5 protein-coding genes are annotated in these 17,516 nt (G+C 38.0%); all 5 read right to left on the reverse strand.

Going from position 1 to position 17,516, the window contains the following annotated elements; translation table 11 throughout:
- Positions 1-116: 116 nt before the first annotated feature.
- On the reverse strand, positions 117-3,704 hold the full coding sequence (locus DIT68_RS12930; RefSeq protein ID WP_109360231.1) for a fibronectin type III domain-containing protein: 3,588 nt from the start codon (positions 3,702-3,704) through the stop codon (positions 117-119).
- A 264-nt stretch (positions 3,705-3,968) separates the two neighbouring features.
- The gene (locus DIT68_RS12935) at positions 3,969-6,740 is read right to left on the reverse strand and encodes a GEVED domain-containing protein (protein ID WP_109360232.1); all 2,772 of its coding nucleotides are present in this window, start codon (positions 6,738-6,740) and stop codon (positions 3,969-3,971) included.
- Between the two features lie 156 nt (positions 6,741-6,896).
- Positions 6,897-9,644 carry a GEVED domain-containing protein gene (locus tag DIT68_RS12940; RefSeq protein ID WP_109360233.1) on the reverse strand — a complete coding sequence of 916 codons (2,748 nt, stop codon included), beginning with the start codon at positions 9,642-9,644 and terminating at the stop codon, positions 6,897-6,899.
- Positions 9,645-10,196: 552 nt separating this feature from the next.
- Positions 10,197-14,762, reverse strand: a complete 4,566-nt coding sequence (locus DIT68_RS12945) for a GEVED domain-containing protein (RefSeq protein WP_109360234.1) — start codon at positions 14,760-14,762, stop codon at positions 10,197-10,199.
- A gap of 442 nt (positions 14,763-15,204) precedes the next feature.
- Positions 15,205-17,516: T9SS type A sorting domain-containing protein (locus tag DIT68_RS12950; RefSeq protein ID WP_146194218.1), on the reverse strand; the 2,312-nt coding region annotated here is incomplete at its 5' end.

Below are 17,516 nucleotides of genomic sequence, written 5' to 3' on the forward strand. Positions count from 1 at the left end.
TAAAATAAACTGTAGAACAACAAAAGTGTTGTCTTTTTTTAATTTAAAATTTTGTGAAATAAAAAAAGCGTCTCTCTTAAAGAGAAACGCTTTTTTTTAAACTTACTAAAAGCTAATTATTGCTTTACAACTTTAAAGGTTCTTTGACCTTCGTTATTGTATACACGTAGCGTATAAATTCCCTTCTCAAGGTGATCAATCGCTATTGTTGCTTCTGTTGCGTTTGTTAAAGCCTTATCTTCAACCAATACTACTCTACCGTTCATATCTAACATTTCTAATTTTAAAGAAGAAGTATTAGATGGGTTTACGATATTCAAAAGATTTGTTGTTGGATTCGGATATACTGAAATCTCAGCAAACATTTCCTCAGCCAATGATAAGTAATCACAAGTTCCGTCTACTGTAACAGTAACAATAGAAGTATCCGCTGGACAAACACCATTATCTGCAACATAGAAATAGTTGTAGTTACCTGGTATTGGCTGCGCTTTTGGCTGTGAACTCGGTAGTAGAGTGTTTGTAAAGTCAAACCATTCTCCTCCTAGATCAACATTTCCTCCAATTACACCATAAAGGTTGATTGGTTCGTTCATACAAACTGTGATTGATCCATCAGTTCCTGCAGAAGATGGTCCGAAAACATTAATTGTAGCGAATGTTGTATCATAACACACTGCTCTCTCAACATATAGTACATCATAAGAACCAGTTGGTAAGAACTGAACATTGAAAACTGTATCATCTACCAAGTAAGAAGGTTGATCTGGGAAAGACCAGTTACCACCACCATTTGGCTTAACGATAATATTATCCTCTAAGTTCACTGTATTGTCGAAACGACAAACATCCAAAGAACCGTCTTGACCTCCTAAACTAATACAGTCATCAATAACTACATTATCTAATAACACATCGTTATAAAACGCTGAACTTGTTGTAGTGGTTTGATTCACCATGAATCGTACTTGAATGGTATCATTCATAAAGGCACTTAAATCGTAGTTAACAAACATCCACTCTGTACTGTCCCCTGCTAAGGTATCAAGATAAGTCCAAGTTGAACCATCATAAACCTCCACGATCATTGGGTTGTTGTCACCAGGATTTGTTGTATTATTACTAAACCATTCAAACGCTAAGTAAGGAGTTGTTAGCGCTCCCAAATCAATTGGTGGCGTCACTAACATAATACTATCTGGAGTTGGTGTTGAACCATCTGTCCAAGCATAAGTACCAGCAGCTCTTCCGTTTGCCGTTGCACCATAACCTGGAGCACCAGTAAACTTCCAAAAAGTATTCCCACTCCCTGGAGCAGAAGATAAGTTATCCCAACATTGTGGTTGTATTCCACTACTGAAAGTCTCTGAGTAAGGTGCTAAAGCTATACCACAATCTGTATAAACTGAATATGGACCTCTCCATGCACTTGAATCACCACCTCCGCAATCAGATTGCACATAGAAATCGTATTCAGCACTTGGGTTTAAACCTGTAACATTAAATGGATTGGTATTCACAGAAACTGATGTACCTGAACCTGGTGTAAATCCTGCTAAACCATATTCAATAACCCATGAAGTTGCGGAATTCAATTCAACCCATGACAAATCAACAGAGTTAGTTCCAACACTAACCGTGTCAATATCCATTACTGGAAGACAAGAAGGTGGTGTCAACACTTCCATCATGAAATCAATAGCAGACCCCCAAGTTTCACTACTACAAGGCAATGGGTTAGAAGAAGACCCCCATTCACCTCTGACTCTTACACGATAAGTTCCTACTGGAGTTCCAGCAGGAATTTGTATTTGCTGCGTCGAAGCACCCGAAGCACCTGTACCAGATGACAACAACTCTGTAGCTGGATCAAAAACAAAATCATTATTCCAATCCACCCACATTCTCACCACGTAAGAAGTAGAGTAACTGTAGGTTGTGTTCAAGTCTAAAGTCAGTGTTTCATATACCTGCATTGTTTGAGCAGTTTCATCAGTGTACCCATTAGGCAAAGGGAAAGACGTTATTGTATGAGAAACATCTGCAATGGCACCTACCGTTTCAATTAATGGTAAATACTCTGATGTGCTTGTATAAACTGGAAAACAGTAAATATTCGAGAATTCAAATGGTCCAGCCCAGTCACTCAAGTCACCTCCACCACAATCAGTCTGCACATAAAACTCATACGCTGTGTTTGGAGAGATAGTGATGTTGTAAGGATTTGATGTTATCTGGTTAGCTGGTGTACCTGTTCCTTGAGCGAAACCTGCAACACCGTATTCAATATTCCATATAGTAGATCCGTTGTTCTCTGTCCAAGATAAATCTGCTGAAGTTGAAGTGATATTATTCACCACTAAATTAGTTGGTTTAATACAAGTTGGTGCTTCAATTATAGCAATATCATCAAGGGAGATATCTCCATTGAAACTTGCTCCTCTTATTCCTTCAAATCTCAAAGAAACTACTCCTGAATACCCGTTCAACAAAACTAATTTTTCCATCCAAGGGTCAGAACCACTAGTTTGTTGCTCGCCAACTATTGTCTCTTCTGTTGTCCAAGTGAGTCCATTATCTGTAGAAACCTGAACATTCAAAGTGTTGATGTCTGAACCATACATGTGGTAATAAAAAACCAACTGCGGTGTTGTCAACCCTGACAAATCAATTTGCGGAGTATACAAATAAGCTGTTGCTCCATTTGATCCAGAAGACGCTTCTGTATAGAAGAAATTACTTCCACTATAAGCACTATTTGGTCCGGTGTTAGTTGATGAAGTAGAACTTCCAACATTCCAACGGTAAGCTGATGTTGTATTGTTTGGAGACGAGTCCCAGCAATCACCAATATCAGAACTAGTTGTAGTCATTGCGCTTTCAACATCATAAAACCAAGGTGCTACCTCTGCGACACAAGCGGTAAAAAAAGATAATGGGCCAACCCATCCACTCAAATCACCTCCACCACAATCAGCTTGAACATAAACATCATAAGTGGTTGCTGGATTTAATCCAGTTATTACCGAAGATTGACTTGTGTTTCCTACATCAGAACCAATTGCAGCAGCAGTACCTTGAGCATATCCTGCAGCACCCCATTCAACATTCCATGTAGTGGCTGTTCCATTCTCCGTCCAATCTATTGTAGCTCCACCTGAAGTTATGGCAGAAGAGATTAGATTTATTGGATCCGGACACGTTATTGTGGTTACCGAGAAATTAGTTACATCAAAATCCAAGTCATTTGGAGTTCCCCACTGACCAGCAGCAATGTAAACTGTTTGGTTTGGAGAAATAATTGCTGTAACAGTAAGTGAAATATTACTCGAAAAACCACCAGATACAGCATCTAACTGATTAGAGAACTGTGTTCCTGTACAATTAGTAAAAATCCCCAGTCCAGTATAGGTATTTCGCGTGTAAATCGTCATCGTAATTTCCTCTGCGGTGGCCCCAGCAGTATACTCAAACATATAAGCATCATCATCCCAATAATAACCTGGAACTATTGAACCTGGAGGATTAATATTCCAGTCTTCAACACCACCTGTCCCTGGGGTTGTAATACCGGTTGCGGTGTATCCATTAGTAATGGCAACACCTGTCGCACAACCAAATTGTGCTACGGAAAAATTAGCGAAGGAAGCCGAGACGAACAAAGCCAAACCGTAATCCCGAAGCTTTTTGTAAAGAGTTTTCATAAATAAGTTTATTTTAAAAAATGTTAGTTATTCCATAAAGTTAATTAATCTAAATTACTGAACAAAAAAATATGGACATTTTAATTATAAACAACGGAATATCAGATATAGTAAACACAGTTAACTAAAGTCTAAAACACGGAATAAAAATTCCAAAATGATATAAAAGCATATTATGACTAACACCAAAATAAAATACTAATGCATAAAAAAGCGCCTCCCAAATTGAGAGGCGCTTTTATAATTATGATATTTCAATGAAAATTATTGCTTCACAATCTTGAAAGTTTTCTGACCTTCATTATTGTAAATTCTCATTGTATAGATTCCTTTCTCAAGGTGATCGATTGACAATGTAGATTCTGATGCGTTATTTAACTCTTTGTTTTCTACTAACACTACGCGCCCATTCATATCCAACATTTCCACTTTTAAAGAAGAAGTGTTTGCAGGGTTTGAAATTGTCAAGAAACTTGTTGCAGGGTTAGGGAATACTGAAATTTCAGCAAACATTTCCTCACCTATAGACAGCCAGTCACAGTCTCCTAAAACAGACACCTCAACCAATGCTGTGTCCGCAGGACAAACGCCATTTGTAACAACATAGTTAAAGTTATATTGACCCGGGATGTTTTGTGCTTTTGGCTGAGCTGTATTCAATAATGTGTTACTGAAATCATACCAATCACCTCCCATATCAACACTTCCTGATAAAGCTGAGAACAAATCGATTGGTGCATTCTTACAAACTGTCACTGTACCATCAGTTCCTGCAGAAGAAGGACCGAAAACATTGATGATTGCCAAAGTAGTGTCGTAACAAACTGCTCTTTCCACATAGAACACTTCGTATGTTCCAACAGGTAAGTACTGAACATTAAATATAGTATCATCAACTAAATATGCTGACTGATCCGGGAAAGACCAATTACCACCACCATTTGGTTTAACGATAATATTATCTTCTAAATTCACTGTATTGTCTAATCTACAAACATCTAAAGAGCCATCTTGGCCACCTAAACTAATACAGTCATCAATAACTACATTATCTAATAACACATCGTTATAAAACGCTGAACTTGTTGTAGTGGTTTGATTCACCATGAATCGTACTTGAATGGTATCATTCATAAACGCACTTAAATCGTAGTTAACAAACATCCACTCTGTACTGTCCCCTGCTAAGGTATCAAGATAAGTCCAAGTTGAACCATCATAAACCTCCACGATCATTGGGTTGTTGTCACCAGGATTTGTTGTATTATTACTAAACCATTCAAACGCTAAGTAAGGAGTTGTTAGCGCTCCCAAATCAATTGGTGGCGTCACTAACATAATACTATCTGGAGTTGGTGTTGAACCATCTGTCCAAGCATAAGTACCAGCAGCTCTTCCGTTTGCCGTTGCACCATAACCTGGAGCACCAGTAAACTTCCAAAAAGTATTCGCACTCCCTGGAGCAGAAGATAAGTTATCCCAACATTGTGGTTGTATTCCACTACTGAAGGTCTCTGAGTAGGGTGCTAAAGCGATACCACAATCTGTATAAACTGAATATGGACCTCTCCATGCACTTGAATCACCACCTCCACAATCAGATTGAACGTAGAAATCGTATTCAGAACTAGGATTTAATCCAGTAATAACAAAAGGGTTTGATGTCGCTGTTGCAAAAGTACCAGAACCTGGAGTAAATCCGGCAGGACCGTACTCAATTTCCCATGATGTAGCTGAATTCAATTCAGTCCATGTTAATTCCACAGAGGTAGTTGAAACATTTACTGTATCGATATCCATAACTGGCAAACAGCTAGGTGGTGCAATAATGTTTAAAGTAAAATCAACTGCAGTTCCCCATGTTGCAGAACCACAAGGTACAGGTGTTGAGAATGATCCATAAATTCCTCGAACTCTCATTCGATAGTTTCCTTGTGGTGTACCTGCAGGAATTGTAAGTTGTTGAACGATAGTAGCATTTGAATTTTGACCTAAGGACAATAATTCTGAAGCATCAAAATTAAAATCTTGATTCCAATCAACCCAAACAGCAACTGAATTCCCGAAAGAAGGAGTATAAGTAGTTGTTAAGTCAAATAACATTGTTTCATAAGCTTCGATAACTTGAGCAGTCTCATCAGAATACCCTCCGGTTGGTTGTGCTGTAGCAGTGAAAGATGCATCTACAATTGCACCATTTGTCTCTACCAATGATAAATACTCACTAGTACTCGAATATGAAGGAGTACAATAAGTGTTATCAAAGTAATAAGGTCCAGCCCAAGTACTAAAATCTCCACCACCACAATCTGTCTGAACATAAAATTCATAAGCTGTGTTTGCTGAAATTGCAACAGTATAAGGATTAGTTGTTATTGGCCCTGACAAAGTTCCACTACCTGGAGTAAAACCAGCAACACCATACTCAACTTCCCAAGTTGTTGCTCCATTATTTTCTGTCCAGCTTAAATCTGCTGAAGTAGCAGAAATATTTGAGGCAGTCAATCCTGTTGGAGGCAAACAAGTTGGAGGGGCAACAATACTTAATTTAAAATCAATTGTTGAACCATACAGAACTTGACCACATGCCGGAGGATTAGCAGTAGAGCCGTACTGACCACGAACTCTCATTCTATAATCTCCAACGGGTGTTCCTACAGGAACTGTTACCATTAAAGTTTTATTTGCATTTCCATCTGCCAATGAAGCCATTAACTCAGCTGGATCAAATGTGAAATCATTATTCCAGTCTACCCAGATATTCACACCATTACCACCACCAACATAACTCGTGTTGATTTCAAAAGTTTGTGTTTCAAAAGATTCGAAAGTTTGTGTTGTTTCATCTGCATAAGAACCTGCTGGCTGAGTAGATGCACTATATGAGACATTAGAAACAGCGAGGTTAGAACTTACTGCACTAAGATAATCAAAAGTGTAGTCCGTAGAGACGGTACAATAGGTTTGTGCTTGGACATTTGTTCCAAACATCGCTGCTGCAAAAAGCAGCAAACCACTGAGTATATTTTTCTTCATAAATAGAGTATTTAAAAATTAATATTAAGCCAAATTTAAAGTTTAAAAACGATTAAAACAAGAATATTTTATATATCGTACCTCATATTTATTGTTACCATAAAAAAAGAGCGTCTTTCCGAAGAAAGACGCTCAAAACCAGTTACAAAAATATAATTACTGCTTTACAATCTTGAAAGTTTTTTGACCTTCACTATTGTAAACTCTTAAAGTATAAATACCTTTTTCTAGGTAGTCAATTGTTAATGTAGCTTCTGTTGCATTATTTAATGCTTTGTCTTCTACCATTACAACCCTACCATTCATGTCTAACATCTCTACTTTTAGAGAAGTTGTGTTTGAAGGATTTACTATAGTAAGCATGCTTGTTGCAGGATTTGGATATACAGAAACATCAGTCAAAACGTCACTTCCTAAAGAAAGGTTATCACAACCTCCATCAACAGTTACCGTAACGATAGATGTATCACTTGGACAAAACCCATTATCAGTAATGTAAGTGTACTGATATATTCCAGGTATACCTGGTGCATTTGGCTGAGAATTTGGTAACGCCACGTTAGCTGGATCATACCAAGTACCTCCAAAATCAACATTACCTGATAAAGCAGAGAACAGGTTAATTGGTGTATTCAGACAAACTTCTTTAACACCATCAATCCCTGCATCTGAAGCTCTGTATACGTTAACCGTTGCAATTGTAGTATCCTCTTGACAAAGACCTTCTACGATGTAAAGAACTTCATGAGAACCTTCCGCCATTGCACTTACGTTAAACATTGTATCGTCCACAATTAGCGCTTGATTTGCAGGAAACTCCCAACGTCCATATGAATTAATATTAGTAATAATATTGTCTGTTAAATCTACTGAGTTATTCAACATACAAACATCCACATTACCATCCGTTCCCGGTGTTGGAATACATTCACCGAAGCAAAGGTCGTCTATAAACAGATTCCATCCATCCAAACCTCCTGGAGGAATATGAAGAGCAACGTAAACCTGCCCTGTGTAAGCTGTTAAATCAAGCACCGTATCTTGATAATTCTCATTCGAAAATTGAGTTAATGCCATAATTGTATCAGTAAAGTCAGCAACGTTTGTTCCTGTAGTCGATAATAATACCTGCAAATCATTTGGTTCTGTTGAACTTTGAACAGCATAAGAGAACTTCATTGCTTCAATACCTGTCAAAACAATTGCTGGCGAAATCAAATAATCGTCATTGTTACCTGCATTAAAATCAGAATTAAAGATTGCTGAATAAGCTCCAGTGTTAGGATTTTGAGTACTTACTTGCCATACATCACCATCGGTATTTTCATCTCTCACTCTCCAGCAACCGATAGTAGATGATAAATTGATATCAAAACCTTCGCAGAATCCATTCGCTAAGTAAGAACTACATTCTGTCAAAACAGGTCCTAAAACTGATGACCAATAACTCAAGTCACCACCACCACAATCTGATTGAACATAAAAATCATAGTTAGAGTTTGACATTAAACCATTAATCGTGAATGGATTTGATGTTACAGTAGCTATTGTTCCTGTACCCGGTGTAAATCCTGTTGGACCATACTCAATGTTCCATGTTGTAGCTGTTCCATTTTCTGTCCATCCTAAAGCTAAAGAAGAATCAGTTACGTTATTCACCGTCAAGCTATTTGGAGGAAGACAAGAAGGTGGACTAACAATAGTCAAATTGAAATCTACAGTTGAACCATAACTAACAGAACCACAAGGAGGTGGGTTTTGAGTATTCCATTGACCACGAACTCTAACTCTATAATCTCCAACTGGAGTTCCTAAAGGAACTGTAAAAGGTAAAGTATGAGAAACTGAAGCCACTGTTGAACCTGTTACCAATTCTGAAGGATCAAAAACCATGTCTAAGTTCCAGTCGACCCAAACATTAACGCCACTACCTCCACCTACGTAAGTTGTATTGATGTCAAAAACCTGTGTTTCAAAAGCTTCAAACGCCAACGCCGTCTCATTTGCATAACTTCCTGCTGGTGCTGAACTTGCGGTATAATTAAAATCTACCAATGCACCGCTTGAATTTATAACGCTCAGGTACTCTGAACCGTACTGAATTGAAACATCACAATACTTGAATTGGTAAGGGCCACTCCAAAAACTAGTGTCTCCAGGAGCACAAATAGAACGCACGTAGAAATCGTACTCATTTCCTTGAACTATAGTAGCATTGTAAGGGTTTGATGTTGTTACATTTGATTGACCTGCACCAGAACCTAAAACATAACCAATAGGACCGTATTCTACCTGCCATTCGGTTGCCGCATTAATTTCAGTCCAACCGAAATCAAGTGTTGTAGTAGTAACATTGCTTACATTTAATGTTTGAGGAGGAAGACAAGAAGGAGGCGCAATTACATCAATAGTATAATCTTCTGCCTCTGCATAACTTCCAGAACAAGCACCCGGCACAGAATTAAGCCAATCAATAACCACACGCATTCTGTATTGACCAATTGCTTGACCTGCTGGAACAGTAAAAGAACCTGCAAATGGAGTAGATTCGTAACCTGCTGAAGCAATAACCTTTTCACTAGCATCGAAAGTGAAATCATTATTCCAGTCGATAAAAACTGAATACCCGTGTGTACCACCAGAACCCTCTGTAATCGTTACATCAATTTGCTGTGTTTCATAAACACCTGCGGATAAGGCAGTGAAATCTGAATAACCTTGCGAAGTTGTTCCTTGACCATTGTTTAAATTAGAGATATCGGGGTTACCTCCGAAGGTTTCAAAATTGGAAATAAAATTCCCCGTGTTAGAGGTGGTGTAAGCACAATATGTTTGGGCATTCAACCCTAAACTTGCTGCAAAAGTAGCTATCATCAGCCCACTTTTTAGTAGAACTCTTTTCATAAGTGTCGCTTTTTAATTGTTTATATTATGTTAAAGGTAATTAAAATGAAATCATAAACCAACCTTTCTCATTTAATTTCGCTTAAATTCATTGTGAGCGATAGAAAAACACAACTCATCCTGATTGATGCCTACCTATTCAATTAATTCTTAACAAGCCAGGAAGAGCCAATTGTTTACCCAATTTAAATAATCTTAGCTATTTTTTTTCATAAAAATCAGAAGAGGCTATAACTTGAGTTGTAAATGGCAGAACCAAAGCTATTTGCTCATTCGAGCCAACGTCAAATAATTTTCAAGAAGTAAAAAATCACTTCAAATAAAACACTCTAATCATTTGTCACAGCTGTGATTCTAAGGGTTTCTAGTCGTAAAACTATTATATAAATTAGTGGTTTATGAATCCTAATTCAGATTGTTTTCATTATCAATACTCCAATCCTACTTTCTTATCGAGCGGCGAGTATTTTCAAAATGCAAGTTTAGCAGATCGTCAAAAAAAAAGCGCCACCCAAATGGGTAGCGCCTTCTTTAATAAACATTAAAATACTTTTACTGCTTCACAATTTTGAAAGTTTTTGAAGCTTCACTGTTGTAAACACGTAGAGTATAAATTCCTTTTTCAAGGTATTCAATTTCTAAAGTAGCTTCCATTGCGTTATTCAACGCTTTGTTTTCTAAAAGAACCACTCTTCCGTTCATGTCTAACATTTCAACTTTTAAAGAAGAAGTATTAGAAGGATTAAGAATTGTCAACACGTTAGCTGTTGGGTTTGGATATACAGAGATATCAACCAATGCTTCAGTATCAACTGATAAATAATCACATCCATCGTCAGCAGTTATTTCAACACTTGCAGTTGCAGCAGGACAAGCGCCGTTTGCTGCAGTAACATAAGTGTAGACATATACACCTGCTTGATCTGATACAGTAATAGAAGATCCCGTTAAAGGAGCACTTGTTGGATCCAACCAAGTTCCACCTGCATCAGCATTAGCGCTCAACAAAGTATCAAGATCTAATGGTTGATTCAAACAGAATGTTCTCGTCACATCGTCTCCCGCACTTGGAGGTGTATCAATCGTTAAATCTAAAGTAACGATAGAATCACAACCATTTGCATTACCACCTACTATTGTAAATGTTGCAGTATTGTTTGAAGCAGTATAAGTGTTCCCGTCGATCCAATCGAAAGTCTCACAAGCTGCTTGAACATCTGTTCCCGTTGTAGCATTGTTGATTGTTAAATCTAATGTTACAATTGAATCATTTCCACATATACTAGAACCACCACCTACAATTGTAAATGTAGCCGTGTTGTTTGATGAAGTATAAGTATTTCCATCGATCCAAGTAAATGTTTCACAAGCCACTTGAGTATCTGTTCCAGTAGCTGGAGTATCCTGCGTTGTGAAAGCAAAAGGACCTACCATTGTACTTGAGTTTACACCACAATCTGCTTCAACGTAGTATTCGTAATTTGTACATGGCATTAAACCAGACAAGGTATGTGGATTTGTTGTCGTTGCTAGAATAGTTCCAGCACCTGGTGTAAATCCAGCAGGACCATATTCAATGTTCCATGCTGTTGCTGTTCCGTTTTCTGTCCAAGCCAAATCAGCTGAAGTTGTAGTGATGTTTGAAGCCGTTAACACAGAAGGGTCTGCACATGGCGGAGCCGGTACAACCGTTAAAGTGTAATCTTCAAACTCTGCTCTACTTCTGTCTGCACATGGATCACTTGGATTACTACTAAGATAGTCAGTTGTAATTCTCATTCTGTAGTCACCTAATTGAGTTCCTGCAGGAATAGTTACTGTCCCTGTAAATGGACCACTTCCATAAGAAGTTGTATTGAAAACTTTTTCGGTAGCATCGTCAAACACTAAGTCATTGTTCCAATCAATCCAAATCGCAAACCCCACAGTTCCACCAACAATTGAAGCACTGAAGTCAAATGATGAAGTTTCGTAAGAAGAAACTACTTGCGCTGATCCATCAAAGTACCCTCCTAAAGTAAACCCAGAAGTTAAATTTGAAATATTTGTAGAACCATTGCTTGTAGAGAAATCATCAATATATGTTGATGCACTAGACGCAGAAGGAATACAATACCCTGTATAAAAAGCAAATGGACCTACCCAAGCGCTTTCATCTCCACCGCCACAGTCAGCTTGAACATAATACTCGTAATTTGTAAAACCTGTTAAACCTGTTAAGGTATAAGGATTACTTGTCAAACCATTTTCAGGAGTACCATTACCTAAAGTAAAACCAGGAGCGCCGTACTCGATATTCCAAGTTGTAGCAGTTCCGTTTTCCATCCAAGACAAATCAACCGAAGTCAAGGTAATATTATCGACCATCAATGCACTAGGATCAATACACGTTGGCAATTCCTTAATAGAAATGTCGTCTAAAGAAATATCTCCAAAATAAGACGCACCTCTAATCGCCATAAAACGTACTTGAATATCACCTGTATATGCGCTTAAATCAACTATCTGCAACATCCATGGATCTGTTGAAGCTGTTTGTTGCTCTCCTATAATGTAAAGTTCATTAGTCCAAGTTGCACCAGCATCATCAGAAACCTCAACAGCAAGTGTATCTACATCAGCACCAAACATGTGGTAAAAGAACTCTAGCGATGGCGTTGTCAAAGCTGACACGTCTACTGTTGGAGTAGTTAAATAAGCAGTATCACCATCTGACCCTGAAGACGCCTCAACGTAGAAATAATTAGATCCACTATTCGCACCATCAGGCCCAGTTGTTGAAGAAGGTGTTCCTCCAGAACCATCAACGTTCCAACGATAGTCAGAAGATGTATTATTCGGAGTTGACGACCAACAGTCTTCAATTACTGAGCTTGTTGTAGTCGCTGCTGCTTCTACATCATAAACAAATGGTGCAGTGTAGGTAGCACATAAAGTAGTAAAACTAAATGGACCTGTCCAAGCGCTTGAGTCTGCACCACAATCCGCTTGAACATAGAATTCGTAATCTGTATTTGATGCCAATCCAGTTACATTAAATGGATTCGTTGTTGCTTGCGCATTCACTCCATTCCCTAAAGTAAATCCTACAGTATCATATTCCACATTCCAAACTGTCTCAATTCCATTTACTGTCCAAGCTAAATCAGCAGAAGTTGATGTAACATTTGAAGCAGACAATGCAGATGGATTTAAACATGCAGGAGCAGATAGTATCGATAAATTAAAATCTACAGTAGAACCGAATGATACGCTTCCACATGCTGGAGGATTTGCAGAACTACCATACTGAGCACGCACTCTCATTCGGTAATCTCCTAAAGGCGTACCCACTGGGATAGTAACTGAAATATTGTAAGCGGTAGACCCTGTACCTGATCCAATTATTTCACTTGCATCAAAGATCAAATCATTATTCCAGTCTACCCAGATATTAACTCCATTGCTACCTCCTTGGTAAGTTGTATTAATATCAAACACCTGAGTTTCGTAAGATTCAAATACTTGAGCGGTTTCGTTCGCATAAGAACCACTAGGCTGTGATGAAGCTGTATAAGAAACATCTGTCTGTGCACCACTAGAAGATACTCCAGTCAAATAATCACCTGTACTTGTTGTTGCAACTTGACAGTATCCAGTAAAGAAGCTATAAGGTCCTGACCATCCACTTAAATCACCACCACCACAATCAGCTTGAACATAAAATTCATACTCTGTGTCCGAAGTTAGACCAGTTACAGTAGCTGGGTTTCCAACAGAATTTGCTGGCGTACCATTACCCACTGTAAACCCAGGTGCTCCATATTCGATATTCCAAACAGTCGCAGTTCCATTTTCCGTCCAAGCTAAATCAGCAGTAGTCAGTGTTAAATTAGAAGCCATTAATGCACTAGGGTCTACACATGTTGGTGCAGCCGTTACGTTTATAGTATAGTCTTCAAAAGAAGCATAACCACTAGAATAACATGGGTCTGAAGGCAAACTACTTCCTAAACCGTTGTCAGCACCACCAATTCTAAGTCTATAGTTACCTAAATTAGCAGTTACAGGAATCAAAATTGAAGCAGAAAAAGTTGTTGGATTAGCACTAGTTGACTCACCAAGGTAGAAACCTTCTCCAGCATCATCATAGTCTAAATCGCCATTCCAGTCAACCCAAGCGAACAAGTTATATGTATAACCCGTTTCCAAAGTAATGTCTATTGGTAAAGAAGTACCTGCTGCCACATCAGTTGATTGCGCAGTGTAATCACCGTAGTTATTTGTTTCCGCTCCTGTTGTGTTATTGATCGTCCCCATTGTTACGTTCGTAATTCCAATCCCGTCAACACTACTTGGAGAAGGAACACACAAACCTGTAAAGAAACTGAAAGGTCCTGACCATCCACTTAAATCACCACCACCACAGTCAGCTTGAACGTAAAATTCATAATCTGTGTCAGCAGTAAGTCCAGAAATTGTAGTTGGATTACCAACAGCAGTACCTGGAGTTCCGTTACCTACTGTAAATCCAGGAGCACCATACTCTATATTCCAAGTAGTTGCAGTACCGTTCTCAGTCCATGCTAAATCTACTGAAGAAGCTGTAATATTGCTAACTGCCAATGCCGTAGGATCTGCACAAGTAATAGTTGTTACGCTAAAGTTAGTTACATCAAAATCTAGGTCATCTGGCGCCCCAAATTGCCCAACAGCAATATAGACCGTTTGCGAAGCTGATATTACAGCAGTAACAGTTCTTAAACCTGTACCAGAAGATGTCTCATCATCTAGTGATCCTGACAAAGTTGCTCCAGAACAAGTTGTAAAAATCGCAATACCATTCCATGAATTTCTGGAATCAATGGTCATTGTTATCTCCTCAGTTGTGGCTCCTGCTGTGTATTCAAACATATACACGTCATCATTCCAGTAGCTAGTACTCGACGGACCAGTAACACTATTAACCCAATCTTCTGGGCCACCGTTACCTGGAGTAGTTATTCCTGATGCGGTATAGCCATCAGAAATTACTACACCACTACCACAACCAAACTGTGCTGAGGCTACTGTAGCAAAAGAAGCGGTCATGGTCAAAGCCAAACCTACGTCTCTTATTTTTTTTAAAATTCGTTTCATAAATTATATTTTTAAATTGACTTCCAAAAGTAGAGAAATATAAATGGTTAACCAAATGTTAATTTAACAATAATTAATATCCGGTGGAAAATGATGTCTGTAAAGATTCAATTTCGATAAAGAATGAGATATGGGGCATAAAGCTTTATTTTCACGAGACAAAGCCCTGTTCCACCTTTAAACTCTGAGATTAGGAGGTACAACCTTTAACTTTACCACTCACATTTATGAAGACCTCAATCTCTTTTTTAGATCAATAAAACAAATATTTTTCTAGATTTATTTATTGCTAAAAACGTTTAAAAATCGATTAATTTCCTTAGGGTAAAAGGTGGTGATAAATCTAACATCAGCTTTCAAGCTGTACTAATAAAATCTGTAAGAAGACAAAAAGCACCACTCCATGAGCAGTGCTTTTTGCTAAACAAAATTAACTATCGTATTAACGTTTAACGATCTTGAAGATTTTCTGCGCATCATTATTATAAACACGTAGTGTATAAACTCCAGTTTCTATATCGTCGATTGCAAAGCTTGCTTCTGTGGCATTATTCATTGCTTTGTTTTCTACTAGCACTACCCTTCCATTCATATCTAGCATTTCCACTTTAAGAGAGGAAACATTCGATGGATTCAGAATCGTTAAAACGCTCGATGCAGGATTTGGATAAACTGAAATATCAAACAATTCCTCTGAAGTCAACTTCAGGTAATCACAAGACCCGTCAATAACCACTGTCACAATTGCAGTATCTGCCGGACATGATCCTGAAGCGACTACATATTTATAAATGTATGACCCAGGAGTATTTGGCAGTGTAACCGTTCCTGTTATTGGCATATCCATATCATCCAACCATGTACCCGTCAATCCTAAACTAACCAATGTATCTAAGTCAACTGGTTGATTTAAACATGCAGGAATTGATACATCTGGACCAGCACTATTTGCAACATCGATTGTTAAATCTAGTGTTACAATCGAATCACATCCCATTGCATTACCTCCAACTATTGTATGCGTTGCTGTATTGTTTGAAGCGGTGTAAACCATTCCGTCAATCCAAGTAAATGTTTCACAAGCCACTTGCGTGTCAATTCCGGTTGTTGCATTATTGATTGTTAAATTTAACGTTACAATGGAATCACACCCATTCGCTGCTCCACCTAAAATAGTATGCATTGCAGAGCTGTTTGAAGTTGTATAAGTCATTCCATCAATCCATGTATAGCTATCACATGCGGTTATCACATCTGTTCCGGATGCAGAGTTGATTATTGTCAAGTTTAAAGTCACAATAGAGTCACAACCATTCGCTGCTCCACCTAAAATAGTGTGAGTTGCAGAGTTGTTTGAACCAACATAGTTCAGCCCATTTATCCATGTGTAATTATCACAAGCAGTAATAACATCTGTTCCGGTAGCTGCATTATTGATTGTTAAATTTAAAGTTACAACAGAGTCACAGCCTGCAGCATTTGTTAATGTATGGGTTGCTACGTTATTCGATCCTGAATATGTTATTCCATCAATCCATGTATAACTACCACACGCTGTAACCACATCTGTTCCTGTATTAGGAGAGTTGATTGTTAAATCTAAAGTGACTACAGAATCACAATTGGCCATATTCGTTAATGTATATGTCGCTGTGTTATTTGAAGATGTATAAGTAACTCCATCAATCCATGTATAAGTAACACAGGCCACCTGAGTATCAACTCCAGTATTTGAGTAATTTATAGTTAAATCTAAAGTCACCACTGAATCACAACCCGCTGCATTTGTTAAAGTATGCATCGCTGTGTTGTTTGATGTTGTGTAAGTCACTCCATCAATCCAAATATAAGAATCACACGCTGTAATTACGTCTGTTCCTGTGTTGGAATAGTTGATTATTAGATCTAAAGTCACTAACGAATCACAACCCGCTGCATTTGTTAAAGTGTGCGTTGCTGTATTATTGGAAGCTGTGTAAGTCATTCCATCAATCCATGTGTAAGAATCACATGCAACTTGAACATCTGTTCCAGTATTTGAATAGTTGATTGTTAAATCTAAAGTCACAACACTATCACATCCAGCTGCATTTATTAAAGTGTGCATCGCTGTATTATTGGAAGCTGTATAAGTCACTCCATCAATCCATGTGTAAGAATCACATGCAACTTGTGTATCTGTTCCAGTATTTGAATAGTTGATTGTTAAATCTAAAGTCACAACGCTATCACATCCAGCTGCATTTATTAAAGTGTGCATCGCTGTATTATTGGAAGCTGTATAAGTCACTCCATCAATCCATGTGTAAGAATCACATGCAACTTGTGTATCTGTTCCAGTATTTGAATAGTTGATTGTTAAATCTAAAGTCACTAACGAATCACAACCCGCTGCATTTGTTAAAGTGTGCGTTGCTGTATTATTGGAAGCTGTGTAAGTCATTCCATCAATCCAAGTATAAGAATCACATGCAACTTGTGTATCTGTTCCTGTATTTGAATAGTTGATTGTTAAATCTAAAGTCACTAACGAATCACAACCCGCTGCATTTGTTAAAGTGTGCGTTGCTGTATTATTGGAAGCTGTGTAAGTCATTCCATCAATCCATGTGTAAGAATCACATGCAACTTGAACATCAGTTCCAGTGTTTGAATTGTTGATTGTTAAATCTAAAGTCACAACACTATCACATCCAGCAACATTTGTTAAAGTATGCGTTGCTACATTGTTTGATGCTAAATAAGTTACTCCAT

Origin of the sequence: Brumimicrobium oceani (assembly GCF_003143775.1) — a bacterium.
Lineage (GTDB): Bacteria > Bacteroidota > Bacteroidia > Flavobacteriales_D > Crocinitomicaceae > Brumimicrobium > Brumimicrobium oceani.